Annotated in this window: 25 protein-coding genes and 1 tRNA gene; 7 read left to right on the forward strand and 19 right to left on the reverse strand. The window is 59.0% G+C overall.

Going from position 1 to position 25,904, the window contains the following annotated elements; translation table 11 throughout:
* The first annotated feature begins 2 nt into the window (after positions 1–2).
* Entirely contained in the window at positions 3–1,979 is a 1,977-nt protein-coding gene (locus I6I71_RS00650) for an ATP-dependent DNA helicase (RefSeq protein ID WP_236587334.1), read from the forward strand.
* A 4-nt stretch (positions 1,980–1,983) separates the two neighbouring features.
* Here I6I71_RS00650 and I6I71_RS00655 read toward each other — a convergent pair whose 3' ends face one another.
* The 4 genes from I6I71_RS00655 to nrdF all read right to left on the reverse strand — a co-directional run bounded on the left by I6I71_RS00655 (position 1,984) and on the right by nrdF (position 7,104).
* Positions 1,984–2,715, reverse strand: a complete 732-nt coding sequence (locus tag I6I71_RS00655; protein ID WP_236587335.1) for an aminoacyl-tRNA hydrolase — start codon at positions 2,713–2,715, stop codon at positions 1,984–1,986.
* On the reverse strand, positions 2,712–3,965 hold the full coding sequence (serB, locus tag I6I71_RS00660) for a phosphoserine phosphatase SerB (RefSeq protein ID WP_052203207.1): 1,254 nt from the start codon (positions 3,963–3,965) through the stop codon (positions 2,712–2,714). The genes I6I71_RS00655 and serB overlap by 4 nt, the downstream gene beginning before the upstream one ends.
* A gap of 94 nt (positions 3,966–4,059) precedes the next feature.
* Positions 4,060–5,814, reverse strand: coding sequence for an aa3-type cytochrome oxidase subunit I (gene ctaD / locus I6I71_RS00665; protein ID WP_052203206.1), 1,755 nt, complete (start codon positions 5,812–5,814; stop codon positions 4,060–4,062).
* Positions 5,815–6,081: 267 nt separating this feature from the next.
* Positions 6,082–7,104, reverse strand: coding sequence for a class 1b ribonucleoside-diphosphate reductase subunit beta (nrdF, locus tag I6I71_RS00670; RefSeq protein WP_052203205.1), 1,023 nt, complete (start codon positions 7,102–7,104; stop codon positions 6,082–6,084).
* A gap of 152 nt (positions 7,105–7,256) precedes the next feature.
* Here nrdF and I6I71_RS00675 point away from each other — a divergent pair, with 152 nt between their 5' ends.
* Both I6I71_RS00675 and I6I71_RS00680 read left to right on the forward strand, forming a co-directional pair.
* Complete coding sequence (locus tag I6I71_RS00675; RefSeq protein WP_052203203.1) at positions 7,257–7,970, forward strand: FadR/GntR family transcriptional regulator; 714 nt, start codon at positions 7,257–7,259, stop codon at positions 7,968–7,970.
* Between the two features lie 174 nt (positions 7,971–8,144).
* Positions 8,145–9,359 (forward strand): IS1249 family transposase, encoded by a 1,215-nt coding sequence (locus tag I6I71_RS00680; RefSeq protein ID WP_201821510.1) that lies wholly within the window; start codon positions 8,145–8,147, stop codon positions 9,357–9,359.
* Positions 9,360–9,507: 148 nt separating this feature from the next.
* Here I6I71_RS00680 and nrdE read toward each other — a convergent pair whose 3' ends face one another.
* The 4 genes from nrdE to ykgO all read right to left on the reverse strand — a co-directional run bounded on the left by nrdE (position 9,508) and on the right by ykgO (position 13,006).
* Positions 9,508–11,670, reverse strand: coding sequence for a class 1b ribonucleoside-diphosphate reductase subunit alpha (nrdE, locus tag I6I71_RS00685; protein ID WP_201823068.1), 2,163 nt, complete (start codon positions 11,668–11,670; stop codon positions 9,508–9,510).
* Between the two features lie 58 nt (positions 11,671–11,728).
* Positions 11,729–12,259 (reverse strand): class Ib ribonucleoside-diphosphate reductase assembly flavoprotein NrdI, encoded by a 531-nt coding sequence (gene nrdI / locus I6I71_RS00690; protein WP_083278902.1) that lies wholly within the window; start codon positions 12,257–12,259, stop codon positions 11,729–11,731.
* 19 nt (positions 12,260–12,278) lie between these two features.
* On the reverse strand, positions 12,279–12,512 hold the full coding sequence (gene nrdH, locus I6I71_RS00695) for a glutaredoxin-like protein NrdH (protein WP_052203200.1): 234 nt from the start codon (positions 12,510–12,512) through the stop codon (positions 12,279–12,281).
* Positions 12,513–12,883: 371 nt separating this feature from the next.
* Positions 12,884–13,006 (reverse strand): type B 50S ribosomal protein L36, encoded by a 123-nt coding sequence (gene ykgO / locus I6I71_RS00700; protein WP_005288826.1) that lies wholly within the window; start codon positions 13,004–13,006, stop codon positions 12,884–12,886.
* 122 nt (positions 13,007–13,128) lie between these two features.
* Between ykgO and nadE the strand changes: the two genes are divergently transcribed.
* On the forward strand, positions 13,129–13,959 hold the full coding sequence (gene nadE / locus I6I71_RS00705) for an ammonia-dependent NAD(+) synthetase (protein ID WP_330910994.1): 831 nt from the start codon (positions 13,129–13,131) through the stop codon (positions 13,957–13,959).
* Here the strand turns inward: nadE and I6I71_RS00710 are convergent.
* From I6I71_RS00710 to I6I71_RS00730, 5 genes are all read right to left on the reverse strand, one after another.
* Positions 13,956–14,369 carry a PIN domain-containing protein gene (locus I6I71_RS00710; protein ID WP_052203198.1) on the reverse strand — a complete coding sequence of 138 codons (414 nt, stop codon included), beginning with the start codon at positions 14,367–14,369 and terminating at the stop codon, positions 13,956–13,958. The two genes, nadE and I6I71_RS00710, sit on opposite strands and share 4 nt — an antisense overlap.
* A complete protein-coding gene (locus I6I71_RS00715; protein ID WP_052203192.1) occupies positions 14,362–14,721 on the reverse strand; it encodes a type II toxin-antitoxin system Phd/YefM family antitoxin in 360 nt (119 codons plus the stop codon). Before I6I71_RS00715 ends, I6I71_RS00710 begins: the two co-directional genes overlap by 8 nt.
* Before the next feature lie 70 nt (positions 14,722–14,791).
* On the reverse strand, positions 14,792–15,553 hold the full coding sequence (locus I6I71_RS00720) for a fructosamine kinase family protein (RefSeq protein ID WP_070494247.1): 762 nt from the start codon (positions 15,551–15,553) through the stop codon (positions 14,792–14,794).
* A complete protein-coding gene (locus tag I6I71_RS00725) occupies positions 15,546–16,016 on the reverse strand; it encodes a methylated-DNA--[protein]-cysteine S-methyltransferase (protein WP_236587336.1) in 471 nt (156 codons plus the stop codon). Before I6I71_RS00725 ends, I6I71_RS00720 begins: the two co-directional genes overlap by 8 nt.
* A 296-nt stretch (positions 16,017–16,312) precedes the next feature.
* Positions 16,313–16,576 (reverse strand): hypothetical protein, encoded by a 264-nt coding sequence (locus tag I6I71_RS00730; protein ID WP_201821519.1) that lies wholly within the window; start codon positions 16,574–16,576, stop codon positions 16,313–16,315.
* 552 nt (positions 16,577–17,128) lie between these two features.
* On the opposite strand from I6I71_RS00730, the gene I6I71_RS00735 reads away from it, so the two are divergent.
* Positions 17,129–18,343, forward strand: coding sequence for an IS1249 family transposase (locus I6I71_RS00735; protein ID WP_201821510.1), 1,215 nt, complete (start codon positions 17,129–17,131; stop codon positions 18,341–18,343).
* 169 nt (positions 18,344–18,512) lie between these two features.
* Here I6I71_RS00735 and I6I71_RS00740 read toward each other — a convergent pair.
* From I6I71_RS00740 to pgm, 4 genes are all read right to left on the reverse strand, one after another.
* Positions 18,513–18,585, reverse strand: a tRNA-Ala gene (locus tag I6I71_RS00740).
* Between the two features lie 137 nt (positions 18,586–18,722).
* Positions 18,723–19,463, reverse strand: a complete 741-nt coding sequence (locus I6I71_RS00745; protein WP_201821521.1) for a DsbA family protein — start codon at positions 19,461–19,463, stop codon at positions 18,723–18,725.
* A 44-nt stretch (positions 19,464–19,507) separates the two neighbouring features.
* Positions 19,508–19,969, reverse strand: a complete 462-nt coding sequence (locus tag I6I71_RS00750; RefSeq protein ID WP_330910982.1) for a MauE/DoxX family redox-associated membrane protein — start codon at positions 19,967–19,969, stop codon at positions 19,508–19,510.
* Positions 19,970–19,979: 10 nt separating this feature from the next.
* The gene (gene pgm, locus I6I71_RS00755) at positions 19,980–21,638 is read right to left on the reverse strand and encodes a phosphoglucomutase (alpha-D-glucose-1,6-bisphosphate-dependent) (protein WP_201821523.1); all 1,659 of its coding nucleotides are present in this window, start codon (positions 21,636–21,638) and stop codon (positions 19,980–19,982) included.
* A gap of 103 nt (positions 21,639–21,741) precedes the next feature.
* Between pgm and I6I71_RS00760 the strand changes: the two genes are divergently transcribed.
* Positions 21,742–22,083 carry a fluoride efflux transporter family protein gene (locus tag I6I71_RS00760; protein WP_201821530.1) on the forward strand — a complete coding sequence of 114 codons (342 nt, stop codon included), beginning with the start codon at positions 21,742–21,744 and terminating at the stop codon, positions 22,081–22,083.
* On the forward strand, positions 22,076–22,459 hold the full coding sequence (locus I6I71_RS00765) for a fluoride efflux transporter FluC (protein WP_201821539.1): 384 nt from the start codon (positions 22,076–22,078) through the stop codon (positions 22,457–22,459). Before I6I71_RS00760 ends, I6I71_RS00765 begins: the two co-directional genes overlap by 8 nt.
* A gap of 18 nt (positions 22,460–22,477) precedes the next feature.
* On the opposite strand, the gene I6I71_RS00770 is transcribed toward I6I71_RS00765, so the two are convergent.
* Together I6I71_RS00770 and I6I71_RS00775 are read right to left on the reverse strand one after the other, a co-directional pair.
* Positions 22,478–25,048: an ABC transporter permease gene (locus I6I71_RS00770; protein WP_201821541.1), complete on the reverse strand. Its 2,571-nt coding sequence runs from the start codon at positions 25,046–25,048 to the stop codon at positions 22,478–22,480.
* Positions 25,048–25,773, reverse strand: a complete 726-nt coding sequence (locus I6I71_RS00775; protein ID WP_330910983.1) for an ABC transporter ATP-binding protein — start codon at positions 25,771–25,773, stop codon at positions 25,048–25,050. Before I6I71_RS00775 ends, I6I71_RS00770 begins: the two co-directional genes overlap by 1 nt.
* Between the last annotated feature and the right edge of the window lie 131 nt (positions 25,774–25,904).

The following is a 25,904-nucleotide window of genomic DNA, read 5'->3' on the forward strand; positions in this document are numbered from 1 at the left end:
GCGTGGCTTCAGGCGAGAAGACGAGCGACCAGCCGCTGAGCCAAACCACCGAGGACCTGCTTGCCGCAGCGGTGGAAGCCATCGGCGGCGCTACACGTGAGGGCCAGCTGGCCATGGCGCAGGCGGTGACCCGTGCGTTTGATACACAGCGACACCTAGCCGTGCAGGCTGGCACTGGCACCGGTAAGTCCCTGGCGTACCTGGTGCCCGCGTTTTTGCACGCCCAGCGCACCGGCAGCACCGTGGTGGTGTCCACCGCGACGATTGCGCTGCAGCGCCAGCTGGTGGAGCGTGACCTGCCCCGGCTTGCCGACGCCCTGGAGCCGCTCATGGAGCGCCGCCCCACCTTTGCCATCCTCAAAGGCCGAAACAACTACGCCTGCCTGCATAAACTCGCCCTTGATAGCGACGCACCGGAAGCACTTATTGAGGAGGACAACCTCTCACGCATTGGCAAAGAGGTCAAGCGGGTGGCCGAGTGGGCACAGGAAACCGAGACCGGCGACCGCGATGATTTAAGCCCAGGTGTGAGCGATCTTGTGTGGCGCCAGGTGTCTGTCACCTCCGCGGAATGCCTGGGCGCAACCCGCTGCCCGCACGGGGAGTCATGCTTCGCGCAGCTTGCCCGCGAACAAGCCGGCAAGGTGGACGTGGTGGTGACCAACCACGCGATGCTGGCCATTGATGCTTTGTCTGATGTCAACATCCTTCCCGAGCACTCGGCGGTGGTGATCGATGAGGCCCACGAGCTCGACGGGCGTATCACTTCCGTTGCTACCAACGTGATCTCTGGTCGAGCCCTGACCTTAGCGGCGCGTCGCGCCGGCAAGCTCGGTGCGGACAAAGCTGTCCTCGAGGACGTGGTGGATGACGTCAACGCCGCTTTAGCCATTGAGGAGCCCGGGCGTTGGGAAACCATCACCCCACCGGCCCGCGCCGCGTTTGAGGGCCTTTCACGCGCCCTGTCGCGCACGCGCATGGCCATCGGGGATGCCCCACCCGGCGAGTCCGAGAATGACCCTGAGAAGTTCGCTGAGCGAGGCAACCTGAGAAACCACCTTGGGGAGCTCGAGGACGCTGTGGATCGCATCCTGTCCGTGTTTGATGAGGATGACCCCGCCAAGCACCGCGACGTGGTGTGGCTAACCCGCAACGAGCGCGACGATGATGCTGTGTCGGTCGCGCCGCTGTCAGTGGCTCCTTTGTTGAGCACCTCGCTTTTTAGCGCCACGCCTGTCGTCCTCACCTCCGCCACCTTGACCGTAGGCGGCAACTTCAACGCCATGGCGGCAGCGTGGGGGCTTCCCGAGGGCTCCTGGGACCACCTGGACGCTGGTACGCCGTTTAATCCGCGGAAGTCTGGCATCTTGTACACCGCCAAGCACTTGCCAACGCCTGGCCGCGAGGGGCTTTCACCACAGACGTTGGATGAGATAGCTGAGCTGATCACCGCAGCCGGTGGGCGCACACTCGCACTGTTTTCCTCCCGCAAGGCCGCTGAGCAAGCCGCTAAAGAAATGCGCAAGCGTTTACCCTTCGACATTTTCTTGCAAGGCGAGGACACCACCGGCGCATTGGTGGACAAGTTTGCCAAGTCCGAAAACTCGTGCCTGTTTGGCACGTTGACGTTGTGGCAAGGCGTGGATGTGCCCGGCTCTTCGTGCTCCTTGGTCCTCATTGACCGCATCCCGTTTCCCCGCCCCGACGACCCGCTGCTGCAGGCACGTGCGGCCGCCGCGGATGCCGCTGGCCGCAGCGGGTTCATGGAGGTTTCCGCCACGCACGCAGCGCTGCTGCTCGCCCAAGGCACAGGCCGGCTGTTGCGTTCCGTGCATGACAAGGGCGTTATCGCCGTGCTGGATAATCGCCTGGTGACGAAGCGCTACGGCTCGTTCCTACGCAAGTCGTTGCTGCCCTACTGGGAGACCACAGACCCGGATGTGGTGCGCGGCGCGTTGCGGCGCCTCGTTGCAAGCTAGCCAGCTAGCCAGCCGGCGGCACAGCCACCACCGTGGTGGAACCCGGTGCGACTTCCGTAAAGCCCGCGTCTTGCACCGGCACCGCGCCCGGCGTGTTGCAGACTCGCGCAAACTCGACGCCGTCCACTTCACGCACGTTGAGCGCGAACCCTTGCTCGGCCCACGCATGTGCGCTGTTTAGCGGCAGCGCCGCTGCGTAGAGCATGGCGGCGTGCCCCACCTGGGCGGCGGCCTTGCCCAGAGACATGTGCAGGGTGGAGTTGATGTAGATGGTGGGCACGTTGGCGTCGACAAGCAAAAGCTCCGACTGCTCTACATCGGTGCCCTTGATCTGCAGCTTAGAAATGGCATGGGGCACCTCCGCGACGCTGGAGGGCACGAACGCGCGCACCGACCCCACCGTCACGCCAGGTAGCGCCTGTACGTCATCCCAGGCCTTACCGCGGGCGCGGCGGGCAACTTTCCGGATGCGATGCCCGTACCAGCGCCCAAGGCCTTCCTGCCAAAAGCCCGGCTCACCCGCCCTGGTGTCCAAACAGACGGCAACAGTTGCTTTCGCCGCGTCCACCAGCACCTGGTTACGCGTTGGCGGATCCACCTTCGGCAGGTGAATCACCAGCTGCATCGCCTGGACGGTCGAAGGATCATCCGGGTCCTCGGTGCGCTGCCTGTAGTCCGTCCGGGTTTCCGCCAGCAGGCGATGCGCCGCGGCAAACGCCTCACTCGGCTGCGTCACAGCTGAGGCGGCTGGGAATCAACGCCGCTGGCCTCGTTGAAGGTGTCAATTTCTTCACGCGGGATACCCAGCATGTAAAGCACCTCATCCAAGAAGGGGTGGTTAACCGAAGCGTCCGCAACTTCCTTGAGCGCTGGCTTCGCATTAAACGCAATGCCAAGGCCCGCGCGCGAAAGCATGTCGATGTCATTGGCACCATCGCCCACGGCGACTGTCTGCGCCATGGTCAGCCCGGAATCCGCAGCGAAGACCTCAAGGAAATTCGCCTTCGCCTCACGGTCCACAACATCACCGATGACGCGGCCGGTCAGCTTGCCGTCCACAATCTCCAAGGTGTTGGCCCGAACGTAATCAAGCTCCAGCTCCTCGGCCAGATCCTCCAGCACCTGGATAAAGCCGCCGGAGACCACCGCAGTGCGATACCCCATCGAGTTCAACGTGCGAATGGTGGTGCGCGCACCCGGCGTCAGCTGGATCTCTGCAGCAACCTCATCGATCACGGAAGCGTCCAGGCCCGCCAACGTCTTCACACGCTCACGCAGCGACTCTTCGAAATCAAGCTCGCCCCGCATCGCACGCTCGGTCACGGCAGCAACCTCTGCTTCACGGCCGGCGTGCGCCGCGAGCATCTCAATGACCTCGCCGGTGATCAACGTGGAATCACAGTCAAAGCACACAAGACGCTTCGCCCGGCGGTGTAGCCCCGCGTGCTCCATAGCCAAGTCGATCCCCTGCTTAGCGGACAGCTCCGCCAGAGCCCTGCGGATCTTCTTTCCGTCGCCCGGAGTGTAATCCGGCACCGTAATGCGGAACTCCAGGCCGGTCAGCGGGTACTGCGCAATGCCGCGGATGACGTTGATGTTGGCGCCGAAAGATGCCAGGGCCGCACCCAAGCGTGAGACGTTCTCCGCCGTTAGCGGGTTACCCAAGGCAACAACAACGTGGGTGGATTTTTCGCGTGAGCCCTTCGCTACAGCCTCACCAGTTTCGATCGCGACGACCTGGCCAAAGTCAAACAGTGCACTGCGCAGATCACGCTCAAGGTCCGAAAGCACGTCTGGGTTCATGCCCACAAGGGCTGCAAGGTGGAGGCGTCCACGGAAGTTGGTCTGCTCCACATCCAGCAGCTGCACCTCATGGCTGGCGAGTGCCGCGAAGAACTCTGCGGACACGCCCGGCTTGTCCGGACCAGAGGTGCTAATGACGGCCCTTTTCAGACCTGTCTGTAGGGCAATTTCAAGAGGCTTCATAGCGCGGACACTAACACAATGAAGCCCCCCATCTGTCGATGAGGGGCTTCATTGTTGTAATCAGTCAGGTCGCGCGACGTATAGCGCAGCAGGCCTACTTCTCAGCGCCAACCGTGGCAGCTTGGCTTTCGCCCTTCCAGGTAGCCGGCGTGTCAGTGGAGTGGCCGGTGTGTGCCTCGCGGCGCAGGGTCTCCACCATGTGCGGGTAGTGCAGCTCGAAGGCCGGGCGCTCGGAGCGGATACGCGGCAGGGAGGTGAAGTTGTGGCGCGGCGGCGGGCAGGAGGTAGCCCACTCAAGGGAGTTGCCGTAGCCCCACGGATCGTCCACAGTGACGATCTCACCGTAGCGCCAGGACTTGAACACGTTCCAGATGAACGGCAGCATACCGATACCCAGGATCAGGGAGCCGACCGTGGAGATCTGGTTCAGCAGCGTGAAGCCGTCGGTGTCCAGGTAGTCAGCGTAGCGGCGCGGCATACCCATGTTGCCCAGCCAGTGCTGAACCAGGAAGGTTGCGTTGAAGCCGATGAAGACCAGCCAGAAGGAGATCTTACCCAGGCGCTCATCCAGCATGCGGCCCGTCATCTTCGGGAACCAGAAGTGGACACCAGCGATGGTGGAGAACACCACGGTACCGAAGAGGGTGTAGTGGAAGTGAGCAACCACGAAGTAAGAGTCATGCAGCTGGAAGTCCAGCGGCGGGGAAGCCAGCATAATACCGGTCAGACCACCGAAGAGGAAGGTGAACAGGAAGCCCATCGCCCACAGCATCGGGGAATCGAACGTGATGCGGCCGTTCCACATGGTGCCAACCCAGTTGAAGAACTTCACACCGGTCGGAACCGAGATCAGGAACGTCATGAACGAGAAGAACGGCAGCAGAACCGCACCGGTTGCGAACATGTGGTGTGCCCACACAGCCATGGACAGACCCGCAATAGCCAGGGTTGCAAAGACCAGGCCGATGTAGCCGAAGATCGGCTTACGGGAGAAGACCGGGATGACCTCAGAGATCACACCGAAGAACGGCAACGCCAGGACGTACACCTCAGGGTGGCCGAAGAACCAGAACAGGTGCTGCCACAGAATCGCACCACCGTTAGCGGTGTCGTAGATGTGGCCGCCCAGCAGACGGTCATACAGAACACCCAGAGCAGCAGCAAGCAGCAGCGGGAAGATCATCAGAGCGATGATCGAGGTGATGAACACCGTCCAGGTGAAGATCGGCATACGGAACATGGTCATGCCCGGAGCACGCATGGTCAGCACCGTGGTCAGCATGTTGATAGCGGAAGCAACGGTACCGATACCGGTTGCACCCACACCAACGATCCACAGGTTCGCGGACACAGACGGCGTGTGCGTTGCGTCAGCCAGCGGCATGTACATGGTCCAACCGAAGTCAGCAGCACCACCCGGGGTGAGGAAGCCAGCGAGGAACGCGACGATACCCACCTGGGTGATCCAGAAACCAAAGGAGTTCAGACGCGGGAACGCCACGTCCGGAGCACCAATCTGCAGCGGCAGAACGTAGTTAGCAAAACCCCAAACGATCGGGGTACCGAACGCCAACAGCATCACTGTGCCGTGCATGGTGAACAGCTGGTTGAACTGCTCATTGGACAGGAACTGCAGGCCCGGGCTAAACAGCTCAAGGCGCAGCAGCAAGGCCATCAGACCACCGAGGAAGAACCAGATGAAGGACATAATGATGTAGATAATGCCCAGTTCTTTGTGGTCCGTCGTGGTCATCATTTTGTAAAGCTTGGAACCACGACGGGCGTTACCCGTTGGTTCCGGACGAGTCGGCGGGACATAGTTGTCCAGCCTTGGCGCCACAGCGGTCATACGATCCTCCTGACTCGGGCTTTATGCAAAAAGCCACTTAAGGTACCGAATCATCGTAACGATTAGCACATGAAATTGCCAGCCATCACAGGCAAGCTATGCGGCTGAGTGTAGTCCCTCCCCGCCCCCAGCGGGCCGAATTGAACGTGACCCCGGCCATACCCCCAGCTCACCTTGAAACGAAAGACGCCGCGCGCAACCCTCCACAGCAATGCTCGGGGTTCACCCGATTGGGGGTTACACGCGACGTCGATAAGCAAAAGCTCTTTAAAAATCCCAGTCGTCGTCCTGGGTATCCTCCGCCTTACCAATGACATAGGACGAGCCAGAGCCCGAGAAGAAGTCATGGTTCTCGTCCGCATTTGGAGCAAGCGAAGCCAAAATAGCCGGCGACACCCGAGTCTCATCCGCCGGGAAGAGGCCCTCATAACCGAGGTTGTTCAGCGCCTTGTTCGCGTTGTAGCGCAGGAAGCGCTTCACGTCCTCAGTCCAGCCAAGCGGATCGTAGATGTCTTCGGTGTACTGGATCTCGTTCTCGTACAGGTCGTAGAGGATATCGAAGGCGTACTCCTTAAGTTCCTCCTGGCGCTCCGGGGACTCGTCGCGCAGGCCGACCTGGTACTTGTAACCAATGTAGTAACCGTGCACCGCCTCATCACGGATGATCAGGCGAATAATGTCCGCAGTATTGGTCAGCTTCGAGTGCACCGACCAGTTCAAGGGCAGGTAGAAACCAGAGTAGAAGAGGAACGACTCCAGCATAACGGAGGCGACCTTCTTCTTCATTGGGTCGTCGCCACGGTAGTAGGACTCGACAATCTTCGCCTTGCGCTGCACCTCTTTGTTTTCTTCCGTCCAGCGGAACGCGTCGTTAATCTGCGGGGTGGACGCCAGCGTCATGAAAATGTTCGAGTACGACTTCGCATGCACCGACTCCATGAACGCAATGTTCGTATAGACGGCCTCTTCGTGCAGCGTCTTCGCGTCCGGCAGCAGCGATACCGCGCCGACGGTGCCCTGCAGCGTATCCAACAGCGTCAGGTTTGCGAACACGCGCATCGTGGAAAGCTGCTCGTCATCATTGAGCGTGTTCCAGCTCGGAATGTCATTGGACACGGGAATCTTCTCCGGCAGCCAGAAGTTACCCGTGAGGCGATCCCACACCTCAAGGTCCTTCTCATCAGGGATTTCGTTCCAGTTAATCGCCTTCATCGGCTCCGGGTGGGCCGCGACATACGCGTCATAATCACCGTCTTGGACAACAGACTGCAGGTTTTCCTCTTGGCTCATGCAGCTCATCCTACCCCAGACAGCTCATGCAGAGCGCACCGCGTTTACAGAGATCAAACCCCCACTATTTGGGCGAAGAGAGATGATCATTAAACTATTAGGCGATCAATATCACCCGCAATATCACCCGTATGCGACGGAGGTTTGTTCCCATGTCAGTTGCACGAGAGACGACCGCAGAGCCGCTTCTTTCTGCAGTTCTTGACACACTTGGCGGAGAAATTGTCTCCGGCGCCAAGTCAGAGGGTGAAACTTTTACGCTCCAAGACATCTCCACCCGATTCGGCATCTCGCGGACGGTTGCGCGTGAAGCGATGCGCGCTTTGGAGCAGCTTGGGCTCGTTTCTTCTTCACGACGTGTGGGTATCCGCGTCCTTCCAGCCTCCCGCTGGGCAGTCTTCGACCGCTCCGTTATCGCATGGCGCCTAGCCAGCGACACGCAACGCGCCGGACAGATCACCTCGTTGGATGCAGTCCGCACCGCAGTCGAACCAATCGCCGCCAACTTGGCAGCCGGCAACGCCTCCCCCGAGCAGGCGGCCCGTCTTCACGAACTGGCCGTGAAACTAGTCGACTTAACCGAAGCCGGCCAGGGTAACTCCGACGAGTTCCTTGCAGCGGACAAGGAGTTCCACACCCTTTTGCTCCAAGCGTCGGGCAATGAAATGTTTGCCGCCCTGGCTGAGCCGATCATGAACGTGCTCGAAGGCCGTACCCGCTACGGCATCATGCCGGACGAACCAGAACTAGAAACGATGCGCGTACACGTGGATTTGGCTGAAAGCGTGGCTAAGCGAGATCCCCAAGGCGCCGAAGACGCGTCCCGTCGCCTGCTGACCGGCGTCAGCGGGTTTATGGAGATCTAACGGCTTAAGGGACATTTCGTGTGGATAAACCGATACGGATTCCCGGGTCAGCCTGGGATAATGCCGTGATCTTGATTTTGAATCGGTTCCAACAGCCCAATCGGTGAAATCAACACCGGATAGTCCTAGGTCTGTGATAGGGGGACTGCGGCTGGTGCGGTAAGGCCAATTCCTATGGCTAATAGGAATCGGCCGTCGTGTGACGTGTGCGGCCACGGACTGGTTAAGAACGGCAAAACCGCGGCAGGAACCCAACGCTGGCTATGTCCTGCGTGCAACGCTTCATCGATTAACACCCGGGCGCACACCAGCGAGATTCGACACTTCAAAATCTTTATCGACTGGATCCTTTCCGGGGAATCCGCAGACCACTTAGCCAAACGCCTTGGGGTGAGCAGACGGACTTTGACCCGGTGGTTCAAACTGCTGTGGTTTATCACCGTGCCCACGACTACAGACCCCTACCGTGTCTATGACCAAGTCTTTATCGACGGCACCTACTTTCACAAGAAATGCCTGCTGGTAGCCTGCACCGACACACACGTCATCGCCTGGCATTGGTGCCTGCGTGAAAGCTCGTATGAGTACCTAAAACTATTCGACAAAATCGCCCAACCACTCATCGTCACCACCGACGGGTCAGGCGGAGCACTTAAGGCACTGCGCATTAAATGGCCAGGCGTAGCCATCCAGCGCTGCTTAGTCCACGTCCAGCGCAACACGTTTGCCGACATCAGCCGCAACCCGATTCACCCCGCTCATAAAGCAATCCGCAAACTCGGCTACATGCTCGTCCAGATAGACAGCCTTGAAGATGCTGCACGCTTTACTGCTGCAGTCCACCACACCCGCATCACCTTTGCCGATTGGCTTAAACAACGCACCTACCGCAGTGCTATACCTGCAGGCCAAGTACCAAAATGGGTCAGCCCCAACCAGAAATGGTGGTACACCCACCGCAATGCACGCCGGGCATTAAAACGCTTAGAAAAACTCATTCATGACAGACACCTATTTACCTTCCTTACCCCGCCTGAAGGCGTTGTCATGCAGGACTTAAAAGCCACCACAAACCTGTTGGAAGGCGGCATCAACAAACAGCTCAAAGACCTAGCAGGAAACCATCGCGGCATGTTCGATGAGCATCAGCGCATCACCATGGACTGGTGGCTCTACGTCCATACCGAAGACCCGGTAGCGCCACTGGAGTTAGCTAAGCAACAAGACTTCGGACGCCAAGGAGAAAAAGCAGCACGCACCGCCTGGGCGAAAGAACAACTCAAACGACGCGGCCACCCAGACGGGCGACCAGCCACATATGACACCCACATCGACAACGAATGGAACCCCAGCTTAGGCATAAGAAAAGGCTGGGCAGGACGCCCCTAAATCCACACGAAATGTCCCTTAGTACGACACGCCGCAAATCCACACGAAATGTCCCTTAACCCGATCTAACCACGTTAAAAAAGGGGCCTGCGGAAAAACCGCAGGCCCCTTTCATTAGGAATCTAGGCACGCACTAGAGCATGCAGCACTAGAGCATGCAGGAGACGCAGCCCTCAACCTCCGTGCCTTCCAACGCCATCTGGCGCAGGCGAATGTAGTACAGGGTCTTAATACCCTTGCGCCATGCGTAGATCTGCGCGCGGTTGATGTCACGGGTGGTCACCGTGTCCTTGAAGAACAAGGTTAGCGACAGGCCCTGGTCGACGTATTTCGTGGCTTCGGCGTAGGTGTCAATGATCTTTTCGTAGCCAATCTCATACGCATCCTTGAAGTACTCCAAGTTCTCGTTGTCCATGTGCGGCGCCGGGTAGTAGACGCGGCCGATCTTGCCTTCCTTGCGGATCTCAATCTTGGAGGCAATCGGGTGGATCGAAGAGGTGGAGTTGTTGATGTAGGAGATCGAGCCGGTCGGCGGGATCGCCTGCAGGTAGCGGTTGTAAATACCGTCACGTGCAACGTCAGCCTTGAGCTGTGCCCACTCTTCCGCGGTCGGGACGGCGATGTCGGAAGCTTCAAACAGTGCCTTCACCTTGTCGGTCTTCGGCTGGAAGTCCTCCGGGTTGTAGCGGTCGAAGAATTCACCGCTGGCGTAATCGGACTTCTCAAAGTCCTTGAACGTCTCGCCCTTCTCCACAGCAATCTTGTGGGAGGCCTTGATGCACTCGTACATAACTGCAGCAAAGTATGCGTTGGTGAAGTCGAGGCCCTCCTCCGAGCCGTACTCGATGTGCTCACGGCCCAGGTAGCCATGCAGATTCATCTGGCCAAGGCCGATGGCATGGGAAGCGTCGTTGCCCTCGCGCACGCTCGGCACCGAGTCAATGGAGGTGAAATCCGCCACCGCGGTCAAGCCACGGATCGCGGTTTCGATCGTGCGGGAGAAGTTGTCCGAATCCATGGTCATCGCAATGTTCAGCGAGCCCAGGTTGCACGAAATGTCATGGCCGATCGTGTCGTAGGTCAGGTCATCGTTCAGTACCGACGCCGAGTTAACCTGCAGAATCTCCGAGCACAGGTTGGACATGTTGATGCGGCCGGTCTTGACCGGGTTCGCCTTGTTCGCCGTGTCCTCGAACAGGATGTACGGGTAGCCAGACTCGAACTGGATCTCCGCAATGGTTTGGAAGAACTGGCGGGCCTTGATCTTGGACTTGCGGATGCGTGGGTCCTCCACCATCTCCTCGTATTTCTCCGTAATGGAGATATCCGCGAACGGCACGCCGTAAACACGCTCAACGTCGTACGGGGAGAACAAGTACATGTCATCGTTGCGCTTCGCCAGCTCAAACGTCACGTCCGGAATAACAACGCCGAGCGACAGCGTCTTAATGCGGATCTTCTCATCTGCGTTTTCACGCTTGGTGTCCAAGAAGCGCATAATGTCCGGGTGGTGTGCATTCAAGTACACCGCACCCGCACCCTGGCGGGCACCCAGCTGGTTGGCGTAGGAGAAGGAGTCCTCCAGAAGCTTCATCACCGGGATAACACCGGAGGACTGGTTTTCAATGTGCTTGATCGGTGCACCGGACTCACGGATATTGGAAAGCAGCAGTGCCACGCCGCCGCCGCGCTTAGACAGCTGCAGGGAGGAGTTGATGGCGCGGCCAATGGACTCCATGTTGTCCTCAATACGCAGCAGGAAGCAGGAGACCAGCTCACCGCGCTGCGCCTTACCGGCGTTCAGGAAGGTCGGGGTTGCCGGCTGGAAACGGCCGGTCATAATCTCGTCCACCAGCGCGGTTGCTAGCTCCTCATTGCCAGCAGCGAGGAACAGCGCGGTCATAGACACACGGTCTTCAAAACGCTCGAGGTAACGGCGCCCATCGAACGTCTTCAGCGTGTAAGACGTGTAGTACTTATATGCACCTAGGAAGGACTTGAAGCGGAACTTGTAGGAGTACGCACGCTTGAACGTGTCCTTGACAAACTCCCACTCGTACTGATCAATAACGTGCGGCTCGTAGTACTTGTTTTCCACCAAGTACTTCATCTTCTCTTCCAAGTCATGGAAGTACACCGTGTTCTGGTTTACGTGCTGCAGGAAGAACTGGTTCGCAGCTTCGCGGTCCTTATCAAACTGGATCTGCCCATCCTCGTTGTAAAGATTGAGCAGCGCGTTCAACGCATGGTAATCAAGCTGGTCAGCCTGGGATGCAGGCTCCGGGACACTCTTGCCATGTGCGCCGGAAATTTCAGTGTTGGAGGTGGACACGGGCGTTGCCTTCCTTATTTAAATGAGTACGTGACTACTACGCGTGGGCGACGCGCTTCGCATATTTACGAGCATATTTTTCCCGCAAACGCGCGAGGCGCTCAGCATTTTCATCCTGCCTGCTTTCTTCAACAGGCGCATCTACTGGGCCAAGCCCCAAACGCTCAGCGTGTTTCACCAGCTGGCTTCGCACGCGAGTGACATCTTCAGGCGCCCCCATCAACTCAAAGCGATAGAGAAACGGCACCTTACATTTAGCGGAAATAACCTCTCCGGCTCGGCAAAAATCCTTGCCAAAGTTCGAGTTTCCGCCAGCGATAACCCCTCGGATGAATGAGCGGTTGTGCTGGTTGTTCAAGAAGCGAATGACTTGCGGCGGAACCGGGCGTGAATTCTCATGTGTGAGGGAAACCCCTCCCCCGTAGGTGGGACACACAAGAATGTAGGGTTCGTTGACCACAAGCGGTTCATCATTGCGATGCAGTGGGATCCGTTTTGCCGGTAGACCCACCTTCTCCACAAACCGTTTGGTGTTTTCGGTTGTGGATGAGAAGTAGACAAGAAGCATGCCTCTTCCCTGGCCTCCCTTATGCCGCTGCTGCTGCGAGGCCGCGGATACGCTCCGGGCGGAAGCCGGACCAATGGTCTCCATCCACCTCTACAACCGGAGCCTGCAGGTGACCAAGTGCCATCACGTAGTCACGGGCCTCATCATCCAGGGAGATGTCAACCAAGTTGTACTCCAACCCAGCCTTATCCAGGGCACGAGTGGTTGCGCGGCACTGCTGGCAAGCTGGCTTGGTGTAAACGGTGATAGACATTGGCCTTCTTCCTCTTTCCGTGCGGGTTTCCGCTGTCTTCGCGGACATGTTCCGCAACTGGCTAGAAGGCCCTGCGACAGTGCCTTCCCCGATTCTTTTTATGTTTCGCCGATCCCCTCGGCGGCACACCAGAAACACTATACCTTGGGGGAAAAATAGGCAACTGCCACTACATGTAGTAGTTACACTCATGGTATTCGCAGGATGAGGCATGGAAATTACCTACATGTAGTCCTTGGCATGGTGTTTTTGCTTACATCGATGGGATTAATTTTCCCTAAGACTTTTTCGCGGACTGATAACGCTGCCAAAAACGACAAATCCCGCCGCGACAAACGTCAGCAGCGGGATAAAGTCGAGGCGCGTAGCGCTTAGCCCTGGCGGGCCTTGAAGCGCGGGTCCTTCTTGTTAATGACGTAGACCTTGCCGTGGCGGCGCACAACCTGGGCGCCCGGCTTGTTCTTCAGCGACCGAAGCGACTTGCGGACCTTCATCGGGCGCTCCTTTCTGCTCAGATTCCTGCAATTAGCGACGCTCGGCGTGTTGCCGGGTCGCACAACGTCGTTAAATGTTACACGCGCCGGCCCCCGAAGCAAAACCTCTCCGTTTCCTCTTCATTACGATGAGGCTCATGCAATCCGAAATTATCGCCGCATTAGGCGTTGCCCCCACCATCGACCCGGCCGCAGAAATCGACCGTCGCGTGCAATTTCTCGCCGACTATCTCGAGGTCACCGGCACTAACGGCTTCGCCCTTGGCATCTCAGGGGGTCAGGATTCCACCCTTGCTGGCAGGCTTGCTCAGCTTGCAGTGCGCATGCGTATCGACGCCGGCGCCAACGCCACCTTCATCGCCGTCCGTCTCCCCCACGGCATCCAAGCCGACGAGGATGACGCACAGCTGGCGCTGGATTTCATCCAACCCGAAGAAACCGTGACTGTAAACATCAAGGATGCGACCACCGACATGTCCGATGCCGTTGCCAACGCGCTAGGCATTGAACAGCTGGGCGACTTTAACAAGGGCAACGTCAAGGCGCGGATGCGCATGATCGCCCAGTACGCAATTGCCGGCGAGCGCGGCCTGCTGGTCATCGGCAGTGACCACGCCGCAGAAAACGTCACCGGGTTCTTTACCAAGCATGGCGACGGTGCCGCCGACCTCATCCCACTTGCAGGCCTAACCAAACGCCAAGGCGCGGCGATGCTCAAGCACATGGGGGCAGATCCCCGCCTGTGGGAGAAGGTCCCCACCGCCGACCTAGAGGAAGACCGCCCCGCCCTTCCGGACGAGGAAGCACTGGGCATTACCTACGCCCACATCGACGACTACCTGGAGGGCAAGCAGATCCCGGCGGCAGCACAGCAGCGCCTTGAGCACCTCTGGCGCATCGGCCAACACAAACGCCACCTTCCCCCGGGCCCGAACGACACCTGGTGGCGCTAACGCAGCTCTCCGTAGGGGTGAATCACCGTCGCACCCATGGACGCTGCAGCCAGCGCCTGTTTGCGATCCGCCGTAACAAACGGACAGGTCACCCCCAATGACTGCAACCTCGCCCAGGTCCCCACATGCAGAGAATCCAATGTTTTAACCTCACCACTAATAGCAACAGCTGCTGCGATAACCGCATCATCCACGTTGACAAGCGAGACCCTGGATTCCAATTCACGGACATATCCCAAGCCGTAATTCATTCGATGTGCAAAACGGGCAAGTTCCACACGCAGGATGGCCGAACTCACCATTGCACGTCCACGCAGCGTAGTCAGTGCCCACCGGCTATGCGCCTCCTCACCCGTCATCGCAACGAGCACGGAAGTATCCACATATACGAGAGCTTCCGTCTTACCCATCGGATGCATCCCGCAGATTCACCATTACTCGCTCCAGACGTTCCTCACCGCGCTCATCTTCGAGCCATTCCTCCAGAGAAAACTCAAACTGTCTGGGCTTCCAGCCCTCTTCGAAGGGGCGACCCCTCTGAGCGAGGAGTCCGAGTTCTTCAAGTCGGTCCAAACCTGCCTTCTGACTCACCGGGTGTATTTCCGCGATCGGCACTCCCCTATCTGTCACAGTCAACGTCGATCCCTCCTTCATCACACGGTCAATCACCGCACGCGTTTTCTGGTTCAGCTCCCGCATGGAGACGGTCGTGGTGCCTGCCCGTTCAGTCAGCAGCTCCTGCAGACGAACCTCAATTCCCATGCGACACCTCCCTTATGTAATACATGTATTACATTGCAGGGTAGCTGCCGTTCAGACCTCAGTCAACCCCCTAACCAACCACGCGTAGGGTCTCTTCCGCCGCCCGTACCAGCGTAGATCCGTAAGACGGCCCGTGCGTCCACGCGTGTACCGCAAGTGGGTGCAGTTGGTGCACGGCTATGCGACGCCGCCAGTCACACCCAAGCTCTCCGCCTGCGGCGAGGTAGCCGTCCACGATGGCGTCGAAAAGCGGGGCTCCAAAGAGCTCCAACATGGCGATGTCTGTCAGCGGATGCCCGCCGTGCGCCGCCGGATCAATAAAGCGCGGCCCGGTTGAGGACCACAGCAGGTTGCCCGACCACAGATCACCGTGGATGCGCGCAAGGGGCGCGTCCTCATCCTCTGCAAGCAGCGCGTCGCACGCCTGCCGCACAACGTCCAAACCACTCGACGGGAGGTGCCCCACCCGGTGTGCGTGCTCCGCAAACGGCAGCACGCGCTGCTCCACATAGAACTTCGCCCACCGCGTCGTGGGCACACACGACTGCTCACGGGTGCCAATGAAGTTCGGCCCGTCCCAGCCATCTGCCGGCGCACCGAATGCGGCTGCACCCATGACGTGAATCGCTGCAAGTTCTCGGCCAGCGGCCCGGGCTGCTTCCACTGTTGGGCGGGCGGAATCGACTTTTTCGATGATGAGGGTGTTCGCGGCGTCGTTAAGCAGAAGCACCCTGACCACCGCTTGGGAGCCCTCCCGCAACCAGCGAAGATACGCCGCCTCAGCCGCCGCAGCCCCGGGTGCGCTGCCATGCTTGATAAACGTGTCAGACATTGATCCCCTCCAAAGCCAGTAGGAAACGTTTCGCGCGTTCACCGCCGCGGTAGCCGCCGAGGGAACCATCAGCGCGCAGCACCCGGTGGCACGGGATGAACAGCGGCAGCGGGTTCGTCGCGCACGCACTGCCGGCGGCGCGCACCGCCTTCGGGCTACCTGCGGCGTGGGCAAGCTCCGCATAGGTCACCGTCTCCCCGTAGGGCACCTGTGACAACGTGTGCAGCGCCCGCGCACGAAACAGCGTGAGACCGTCCAGATCCAGCGGCACGGTGAACTCACTGCGTGTGCCCGCGAAGTACTCCTCAAGCTGCCGGGCCGCGGGAGTGCGGGCCTCCTGCGCGTGCACAGGGTGCTCAAACGCATCACCAGGCAGCAATACCTTGGTTACACCCCGCGCAGATTCCACCAGGCCAAGACGGCCGATTGGCGTATCCATCTCATACAGCCGCAACTCATACATGCGACCCAAGGTACTGGCCCGGAGGAGGCCAAAGCGACCACTGGAGCATTCACTGGAGCATTTTCACTAGCAGACATTGAAAAACGCCCTCCGTTCCCCCAGGTCACATGTCGCTACATTCGGCCATTTTTGCGTTATCTGCTAGTGGGTTTTGCAGCGTCAGCCTGCACGGCAAACATGCGTACCCACGGGCGTACACTGTTCTTCATATTGATGTCTCCTTAAATCACGAAAACCCACCGGCAGGTGGGCATGAAAAAACCCACCACGTTGGTGGTGGGTAAAAGTGTGTTGGTCTAGCTGGGGATACTGATTAATCGGGTTCCGGGAGATTCTATCCACGCGGTAGTCTCTTTCCAATGGACCATGTTTTTCTCTACGATCTCTCCAGAATCTTTAAAAATTAGGAACGATGGAGTTCCCTCTGGTTGTTCGTCATTGGTCATGAAGAAATATGCCTTAGAGTCCTCATACGCTTCGTTGAGAAAACATTCTTCAGGATAACCAGAAAAGTCAATCACTTTTCGGAATGCATCACGAACGTTGTCGAGCCTTGCCACCTTCTTCTCCTGTCACGACACGGACAACACCAACCGTAGGTTTATAGCCGTCTATTCTAACCCATCGTATTGAACCAGGTAGCGCCTTTTCTGAGGTTGTCACGGATGACGGAACTCTTGCGGAACTCGTCGATGACGGTTGCGTCATAGTCGTCCGAGGTGTTGAGCTTTGCTTGCTCAAGGGTTCAGCCTGGGTGCGCTCAAGGTCGGTCATCTTCTCCCGGTCGATTGCGCCCAGCCGTTCCTAAAGTTCGTCGCGCGCGGGTCCCGGCGGCAAACATGCGCACCCACGGGCGTACACCACGGTTCTTCATACCTATTGCTCCCTGCATGCGAAAACTCACCAGCAGGTGGGCGTGAAAACCCACAACGGTTTTGTGGCTTAAGGGACATTTCGTGTGGATAAACCGATACGGATTCCCGGGTCAGCCTGGGATAATGCCGTGATCTTGATTTTGAATCGGTTCCAACAGCCCAATCGGTGAAATCAACACCGGATAGTCCTAGGTCTGTGATAGGGGGACTGCGGCTGGTGCGGTAAGGCCAATTCCTATGGCTAATAGGAATCGGCCGTCGTGTGACGTGTGCGGCCACGGACTGGTTAAGAACGGCAAAACCGCGGCAGGAACCCAACGCTGGCTATGTCCTGCGTGCAACGCTTCATCGATTAACACCCGGGCGCACACCAGCGAGATTCGACACTTCAAAATCTTTATCGACTGGATCCTTTCCGGGGAATCCGCAGACCACTTAGCCAAACGCCTTGGGGTGAGCAGACGGACTTTGACCCGGTGGTTCAAACTGCTGTGGTTTATCACCGTGCCCACGACTACAGACCCCTACCGTGTCTATGACCAAGTCTTTATCGACGGCACCTACTTTCACAAGAAATGCCTGCTGGTAGCCTGCACCGACACACACGTCATCGCCTGGCATTGGTGCCTGCGTGAAAGCTCGTATGAGTACCTAAAACTATTCGACAAAATCGCCCAACCACTCATCGTCACCACCGACGGGTCAGGCGGAGCACTTAAGGCACTGCGCATTAAATGGCCAGGCGTAGCCATCCAGCGCTGCTTAGTCCACGTCCAGCGCAACACGTTTGCCGACATCAGCCGCAACCCGATTCACCCCGCTCATAAAGCAATCCGCAAACTCGGCTACATGCTCGTCCAGATAGACAGCCTTGAAGATGCTGCACGCTTTACTGCTGCAGTCCACCACACCCGCATCACCTTTGCCGATTGGCTTAAACAACGCACCTACCGCAGTGCTATACCTGCAGGCCAAGTACCAAAATGGGTCAGCCCCAACCAGAAATGGTGGTACACCCACCGCAATGCACGCCGGGCATTAAAACGCTTAGAAAAACTCATTCATGACAGACACCTATTTACCTTCCTTACCCCGCCTGAAGGCGTTGTCATGCAGGACTTAAAAGCCACCACAAACCTGTTGGAAGGCGGCATCAACAAACAGCTCAAAGACCTAGCAGGAAACCATCGCGGCATGTTCGATGAGCATCAGCGCATCACCATGGACTGGTGGCTCTACGTCCATACCGAAGACCCGGTAGCGCCACTGGAGTTAGCTAAGCAACAAGACTTCGGACGCCAAGGAGAAAAAGCAGCACGCACCGCCTGGGCGAAAGAACAACTCAAACGACGCGGCCACCCAGACGGGCGACCAGCCACATATGACACCCACATCGACAACGAATGGAACCCCAGCTTAGGCATAAGAAAAGGCTGGGCAGGACGCCCCTAAATCCACACGAAATGTCCCTTAGTACGACACGCCGCAAATCCACACGAAATGTCCCTTAACCCGGTTTTGTGGCTTAAGCCCACCAAGCACGGCTTAAGCCCACCAAGCACAAAACCCACAAAACAAACAAAAACCGCCCCACCCAACCAGGTGAGACGGTTTCATCTTGTGGAGCTAACGGGATTCGAACCCGTGACCCCCACACTGCCAGTGTGGTGCGCTACCAACTGCGCCATAGCCCCGTTCTAACGGAATTGCCCTGCCGCTTCCCAGCGCTTACGCCCAAGAACCAGCGGAACAACTCCGATTAATATAGCAGCGTCCCAAACAGCAACAAAATCGCTACTCAGAACGCCGTTAAATACGACATCTGTGCCGGTTACTTGGACTCGGTCAGGACCTCAACCCAGGTCTTGCCCTCGTCGGAAACGCCGTCGACGTCCTGGCCCTCAAACCTGACGCGTGGCGTATAGGGATCCTCACCAGTGTCAGTCCGCTGCACATTCAGGTTGTCCATGCCCATCTTCTGTGCGGCTTCAACAAACGTGCTTTCACGAATGTCAGCCACTGCTTCCTCGGAAGCACCGTAGTCCTTCGCCAGGTCAGCCAGCTTGTCCGGGTTGGACTTGCTGATCATCTGCGCCTGGTTCAAGAACAGGTAATCACGCAGGGTAAAGGCGGTATCCAGCTCACCGTGGCTGATCAGTGCGAGTACTGCCGCAAGCGAGTTGGTGGAATGGCTCACTGCGCCGCGGTCCAGGAACACCATGGGGCGAAGTTCGACGTTGATGGAGCCGTCGCGAAGCGCCTGCAGCATTTCCGCATCGGTTTCCTCATGCAGCTCAGCACAGAATCCACAGGAGAAGTCTTCATACAGCTGGCCAGTCGGCGCGTCGGAGTTTGCACCCTTAAGGTGAATTACATCTTCACCATCGGCCCACTCGACGGTGATGCCGGTCATATCGGCCATCTGCGCTTCGCGCATTTCTTCGCGCGCCTTGTTGCCGTTGAAAATGATCAGGCCAAATACCAGCGCCGCAATTGCAATGACGGCTACTACGGCCCAGATGAAGGCAGAGCCGCCTTTGCTGTTGGGGTTCTGCACTTTCCGCGTGGTCAAGGTTCAGTTCTCCTCATGAGTCAAAAATTTGGTCGCCGCAAATTCTACGGGTAAATCGCTAACTTCTTAAATGGGCGATAGATCATGAACGCCGTGGCAATCATGAATCCAATGTCTCGTGCGATGGCCCACAGAACGTCCTCGGGCTGCGGCCGGCGCTCGCCGGGCGTAAAGCAGCCGCAGTCAATCACCATACCGCGCGCATGCACAGTCCACAGGCCAATCACAAACATGACTAGCACCGCCATGGAAACCCACCCGGCCGCACGGATCTTGATACCCAGCAGCAGGAACAGGCCCCCGGCAAGCTCAAGCGGGCCAATGACGTGGGCCAGCAGGTTGGACCAGTAGGGGGTGAAGATCTCGTAGGCTTCAATCGATTGGGTCACCTGCATGTGGTGTCCCAGCTTGGTCGCTCCTGCCACAATCCACATCGCCGCCAAGCCAAACCTGGCCAGTGCTGCCAGAACATCAAGGGCTTTTTGCTTATCGACGCCTACGCTCACCCCCAAAACCCTACTTCCCCAACACCTCCGAAACAATTGCAACCGCCTCGTCCTGCACCCGCTTCAAGTGCTCCTGCCCGTGGAAGGATTCGGCGTAGATCTTGTACTTGTCCTCAGTGCCGGAGGGGCGTGCCGCAAACCATGCGTTTTCGGTGGTCACCTTCAGCCCGCCGATGGCGGCGTTGTTGCCCGGCGCGTTGGTCAGCTTCGCCGTAATCGGCTCGCCTGCCAGCTCCGTTGCCGGAACCTGCTCGGGTGACAGGGCCTTGAGGGTGGCTTTTTGTTCGCGGTTGGCAGGGGCGTCGATACGCGCGTAGGCAGGCGCCCCGAACTGGGCTTCCAGCTCGCGGTAGCGCACCGACGGGGTCTTGCCGGTCACCGCCGTGATTTCAGAGGCCAACAAGTCCAGGATGATGCCGTCCTTATCGGTGGACCACACCGTGCCGTTCTTACGCAAGAAGGAGGCACCTGCGGATTCTTCGCCGCCGAAGCCGACGCTGCCGTCGATAAGACCAGGCACAAACCACTTAAACCCAACCGGTACCTCAACCAGGGTGCGGCCAAGCGATGCCACAACCCGGTCGATCATGGAGGACGACACCAACGTCTTACCCACCGCCGTGTCCTGCGCCCAGCCGTCGCGGTGGCTAAACAGGTACTCAATGGCCACAGCCAGGTAGTGGTTCGGGTTCATCAGACCCGCGTCCGGGGTGACAATGCCGTGGCGGTCCGCATCCGCATCATTACCAGTAGCAATGTCGAACTTTTCGCGGTTGTGAACCAAGGACGCCATGGAGTTCGGGCTGGAGCAGTCCATGCGGATCTGGCCATCCGTATCCAAAGTCATAAACCGCCAGGTGGCGTCCACGTTCGGGTTCACTACCTCAAGGTTAAGCCCGTAAGCTTCTGCGATAGCGCCCCAGTAGTCCACGCTGGCGCCACCCATCGGGTCCGCGCCGATGTGCAGGCCGGATTCCCGGATTGCGGCCATATCCACCACGTTGTCTAGGTCCGCGACGTAGTTACCCATAAAGTCAAAACGCTGCGCGCGTTCATCCAACACCCCGCTGACCGGGACGCGCTTCACGCCCTCCAGACCGCGGCCCAAGTACTCGTTGGCACGGGCGGCGATCCAGTCAGTCGCATCCGTGCCAGCCGGTCCACCGCTTGGCGGGTTGTATTTGAAACCGCCATCGCGCGGCGGGTTGTGGGACGGGGTGATCACGATACCGTCGGCACGCTTCGGGTCCGTCCCCGTCACCCCGCCGGCGAGCCCAGCATTATGCGACAGAATCGCGTGCGAGACGGCAGGAGTTGGGGTGTAGCGCCCCGCAGCGTCTACAAGCACAGGCACCTCATTAGCAATGAGAACCTCAAGCGCGGAAACCATCGCCGGCTCCGACAGCGCGTGCGTATCCCGGCCAATGTAGACCGGCCCGCCGATGTTCTCCTGGCTGCGGTAATCCACAATCGCCTGAGTCGTAGCCAGAATGTGCGCCTCATTAAACGCATTGTCCAGGCTGGATCCACGGTGACCGGACGTACCAAACGCCACCTGCTGGCCCACATCCTGCGGGTCAATCTCACGTGTGTAGTAAGCGGTGACCAGCTCTGCAATATCAATCAGGTCTTCGGGCAGTGCGATCTGACCGGCGCGTTCATGGGCCATAGTGTGTACTCCTTCTCATGCATCAAGGGTGTTCAACATCCATCTTGACGCGTTAGCGGAGTTTCTGCCAGAGATCCTGGCTCGGGAACTAGCATTGCCGGTTATGCAGACCGATCAACTTTCCACTGGGCTTCTTGTGGGCCTTGGCGCAGCACTCGGTGCGAGCCTACGCCATATGGTGACCCTCTACGCAGGCAGCGGCGATACAAGCGCGATCATTGCCATGCTTGTGGTCAACATGCTCGGCTGTGCGGCCATGGGCTATTTCAATCCAGGCCCGTTCTGGGGCACAGGCTTTTTGGGCGGGTTCACCAGCTACTCCATCGTGGCAGCCACCGCGCTGGAGTTCACCATGCTCGGCGCGTTGACCTACATGCTGATCACGTTCACCGCGTGCATTGCCTCCTGGCTGGCCGGAGATGCTCTGAGGGGGCGTCATGCTTAGCAACCTGATCAGTCCAGCGCTGTTTTCTCTACTGTTGACCCTGGCTGCCGTGGCCGTCGGTGGGTTCTTCGGCGGTATCGCCCGCTGGGCGCTGTCGCATATCCCGCACCCACGCGCCGGTACGTTTACTGCCAACATTGCCGCCTGCACCGTGCTGGGCTTTTCCATGGCGCTGCCCGTAGCCTGGCAGATTGGGCTGGGCGCAGGCTTTGCCGGAGCAATGTCCACCTGGTCCACGCTGGCTAAGGAGCTGGGCACGTTATATAAGCAGCGCCAGTGGCGCGAGTTTGCCAAGTACGCTGCAGCCACCGCTGCCGTGGGCATCGTCGCCTTTGGCATGGGCATGATGTGGGGCCGCCGCGGCTTCGGCGCTTAACCAGCGCCCAACCAGCGTTTAGTCAGCAATAGCGTCAAGCGGCGGCGTCTTCGCCGCACGCGTCGCCGGCCACAGTGCCGCCAAAATACCCACAACAATGCTGCCGGCCAGCATGGTCCACACCATATCCCACGGGACAACGATGTGCTCAAGGCCTTGATCTGCAAGCACGGTCAGGAACGTCCACCCGAGCCCCAAGCCCAGACCCACACCAAGGACTGCGCCGAAGAACGCCATCTGCACCGATTCCAGGATGATCATGGTGCGCACCTGGCGGCGGTGCGTGCCCACGGCACGCAGCATGCCAATTTCTTGCCTGCGCTCAATTACCGACAACGTCAGGGTGTTCACAATGCCCAGCACCGCAATCACCACTGCCAAAGACAGCAGGGCGTAAAGGATGAACAGCATCTGATCAATCAGGTCCAGCACTTCGCCGGAGAGGTCGTCCTTTGACTGCACTTGGACCACAATGTCGTGCTTGACCTCGGCCTCAAGGTTGGCGCGGAGCTGCTCGGTTCTTACGCTGCCGTCGCCTTTCACGCCCATCATCATGATGCTGCCGCTGCCGGGTGCCACCTGCTGAGCAAGATCCGCACTGGCAACCGCGGCAAGGAAGATCGAGGACTCATCAAAAATGCCGCCCACCGTCGCTTCCACCACGTTGGTGGAAATTCCCGGTGCTGCCACGGTCACCGTGTCGCCGACTTCCCAGCCGCGCTCTTGCGCCCAGGCAAGCGGCGCGATCACGGTATTGCCCTCCAACTTGGAAGAACCAGCAACCACGTTCATGCTGGTCAAATCCCCTGGGTCCCCGTAGAGCACGGAGGTCGTGCCGAATTGGCCAACCTGGTTGGCGTATTTGCCGTCCAGTGTCAGCGGCACCTCGGTGTAGGCGGCAACGGCACCCACACCTTCAACCTCCGGGATACGCTCCATCAGGTCATTCGGGATGGGGAACGCACCAAGCATCGGGCCAGCCAGCACATAGTCGGCGCTGACTTCATTTTCCGCAACGGTATCCACCGACTGCTTCATGGATGCGCCCAACATACCGATCATGGTCACCAGCGCAATGCCCAGCATCAGAGCAAACGCCGTTGCAGACGTACGCCGCGGATTGCGGCGCGTGTTTGTAGACGCCAACTTCCCTGCCGTACCAAACGGCGCCCCAATCACACGCCCCAGCGGCGGCACAATCGGCAAGCTCATCGCCGGGCCGGCCAAAAACACGCCCGCGATGACTGCCACGGCTGCGATACCGACGAGTTTGGCGCGGTTGGCGGTTGTGGCGTCGGCAAGCATCAGCGCGACAACGCCCGCCGCAATACCTGCAACAATCATGAGTGTGCCCCACACCGTGCGCGTGGTCAGCGGCTGGGGTGCGGCGGATTCGCTGGCGCGCATTGCCGCTACCGGCTCCACGCGTCCGGCCCGCACCGCCGGCGCCCACGCGGAAATCATGGTGACAATCACGCCCACCACAATCGGCACCGCCACCGCCTGCGTGGACAGACCAATCCCTCCTGCTGGCAGCGCCATGCCGTAGCGCTCCATGCCGAAACGGATCGCCGCCACCAGGCCCGCGCCGGCCGCCACGCCAAGTGCCGAGCCAAGCAGGCCAACCAACAGCGCCTCCACAGCAACAGAGCGGGTCACCTGGCTTTTCGACGCCCCAAGCGCCCTCAACAGCGCAAACTCCTTCGTTCGCTGCGCCACAATCATGGAGAACGTATTGGCAATCAAAAACGTGCCAACCAGCAGCCCCACAAGCCCAAACGCAATCAGGAAGTAGGAGACAAACGACAGTGCCTCGCGCACCTGCTCGCTCGCCTTCTCCGCCGCCGCCTCACCGGTGCTCACTTCAAGATCCGGGTGTGCTTGCGCAATCGTGTCACGAAGCGCCTCGGCGTCTACCGACTCATCTGCGGCCAGCTTCAGCGTGGGCACGTACCCCTCGGTGACATACAAGTCCAGGTAGTCAGCTTCAGGGATCAGGAAGCGTAACGACGTCCCCTGCGTCCTACCATCCTCATACAGCCCAACCACACGCACCGTGTTGCGCCCGTTGTTGTCCACCACGATGATCTCTTCACCCACCGCGACACCGTAGTGCTGCGCACCGTTGGCGTTAAGCACGGCTTCGGCTGGGGTGGCGTGGGGGTTGGGCACGTGGCCGTCGATAAGCGAAAAGCCCTCTCCCACTGCCTGGTCGGGACCGTAATGCACCCCGACCAGCGCCATGCCCTGGCGGGTCTGGATGGCCTCCTCATCATCGCGAGCGGCAACCACCACCGTCGTATCCGCGGCATTGGCACGCGCGACTCCGGCAGTATTTCGGATCGCATCCGCCTCCTCCGCGGGAATCGCACCCTTGCCCTCAGCAGGCTCGACCACAACATCAGAGCCCTCGTAGGCGGTGTTGACCGCCGAGTCGAAAGTACGCTCCAACATGTTGGTAAACATCATGGAACCTGCGATAAACGCCGTGCCCAGCACCACCGCCAGGACTGTTAACGCAAGCCGAAGCTTATGCGCGCCAATGTTGCGCAGCGACACCTTCGCCAACGCCGAACGCGAACCCGCCATCAGCCCTCAATCCCAGCCATGATCTGCAAAATCCCATCCATCGTTGGATCCTGCAGCTCTTGAACAATCTGGCCATCACGCAGAAACACCACACGATCCGCATAAGACGCCGCTTTCGCGTCATGCGTGACAATAACCACCGTCTGGCAATCATGATCCACCGCGTGCCTCAGAATGCTCAGCACCTCTTTACCCGAGTTGGAGTCCAGGTTGCCGGTCGGCTCATCACCAAAGATGATCTCCGGCTTACTCACCAGGGCACGTGCACATGCCACGCGCTGCTGCTGGCCGCCGGAGAGCTCACTCGGGCGGTGACTCAGCCTGTTTGTCAGGCCCAGACGCTGCGTAATTTCATCAAACCAAGCCTTATCAACCTTCCTGCCGGCAATATCCGTTGGCAGCGTGATGTTCTCCGCAGCCGTAAGCGTGGGCACCAAGTTGAAGGACTGGAAGATAAAGCCCAAGCGGTCTCGCCTGAGCTCGGTAATTTGCTTGTCGCTTAGCGACGCCAACGCCGTCCCCCCAATCCACACCTCCCCCGAAGTAAACGCATCCAGCCCAGCCATGGTGTGCATGAGCGTGGATTTGCCAGAGCCCGACGGCCCCATGATCGCCGTAAAGGCCCCGCGCTCAAACTCAACATTGACGTGATCCAGGGCAGCAATAGTTGTATCTCCCTGGCCGTATGTCTTTACCAGGTCAACAGCGCGTGCAGCAGCTTCCATGCCTGCAACGCTACCGTGCTGCTTGTGCGGGCAAAAACCGTTGCGCATTCCATCGTCCAGGCCCCGAACCACAAAGCAGGGCTGCTGCTAGTCGATACGTTGTTTCCGGCCGTGTGTCTCTACATTCGACC

The sequence above is a fragment of the Corynebacterium riegelii genome (assembly GCF_016728505.1).
Lineage (GTDB): Bacteria > Actinomycetota > Actinomycetes > Mycobacteriales > Mycobacteriaceae > Corynebacterium > Corynebacterium riegelii.

Coding starts and splice junctions, on each gene's coding strand:
- I6I71_RS00760 (WP_201821530.1), top strand. CDS start 21,742: ATGCAGACCGATCAACTTTCCACTGGGCTTCTTGTGGGCCTTGGCGCA.
- I6I71_RS00770 (WP_201821541.1), bottom strand. CDS start 25,048: ATGGCGGGTTCGCGTTCGGCGTTGGCGAAGGTGTCGCTGCGCAACATT.
- I6I71_RS00735 (WP_201821510.1), top strand. CDS start 17,129: ATGGCTAATAGGAATCGGCCGTCGTGTGACGTGTGCGGCCACGGACTG.
- ctaD (WP_052203206.1), bottom strand. CDS start 5,814: ATGACCGCTGTGGCGCCAAGGCTGGACAACTATGTCCCGCCGACTCGT.
- I6I71_RS00775 (WP_330910983.1), bottom strand. CDS start 25,773: ATGGAAGCTGCTGCACGCGCTGTTGACCTGGTAAAGACATACGGCCAG.
- nrdI (WP_083278902.1), bottom strand. CDS start 12,259: ATGCTTCTTGTCTACTTCTCATCCACAACCGAAAACACCAAACGGTTT.
- I6I71_RS00710 (WP_052203198.1), bottom strand. CDS start 14,369: ATGGGTAAGACGGAAGCTCTCGTATATGTGGATACTTCCGTGCTCGTT.
- nrdF (WP_052203205.1), bottom strand. CDS start 7,104: ATGAGCCAAGAGGAAAACCTGCAGTCTGTTGTCCAAGACGGTGATTAT.
- I6I71_RS00680 (WP_201821510.1), top strand. CDS start 8,145: ATGGCTAATAGGAATCGGCCGTCGTGTGACGTGTGCGGCCACGGACTG.
- I6I71_RS00720 (WP_070494247.1), bottom strand. CDS start 15,553: ATGTCTGACACGTTTATCAAGCATGGCAGCGCACCCGGGGCTGCGGCG.
- pgm (WP_201821523.1), bottom strand. CDS start 21,638: ATGGCCCATGAACGCGCCGGTCAGATCGCACTGCCCGAAGACCTGATT.
- serB (WP_052203207.1), bottom strand. CDS start 3,965: ATGAAGCCTCTTGAAATTGCCCTACAGACAGGTCTGAAAAGGGCCGTC.
- nrdH (WP_052203200.1), bottom strand. CDS start 12,512: ATGTCTATCACCGTTTACACCAAGCCAGCTTGCCAGCAGTGCCGCGCA.
- I6I71_RS00765 (WP_201821539.1), top strand. CDS start 22,076: ATGCTTAGCAACCTGATCAGTCCAGCGCTGTTTTCTCTACTGTTGACC.
- ykgO (WP_005288826.1), bottom strand. CDS start 13,006: ATGAAGGTCCGCAAGTCGCTTCGGTCGCTGAAGAACAAGCCGGGCGCC.
- I6I71_RS00715 (WP_052203192.1), bottom strand. CDS start 14,721: ATGGGAATTGAGGTTCGTCTGCAGGAGCTGCTGACTGAACGGGCAGGC.
- I6I71_RS00725 (WP_236587336.1), bottom strand. CDS start 16,016: ATGTATGAGTTGCGGCTGTATGAGATGGATACGCCAATCGGCCGTCTT.
- I6I71_RS00675 (WP_052203203.1), top strand. CDS start 7,257: ATGTCAGTTGCACGAGAGACGACCGCAGAGCCGCTTCTTTCTGCAGTT.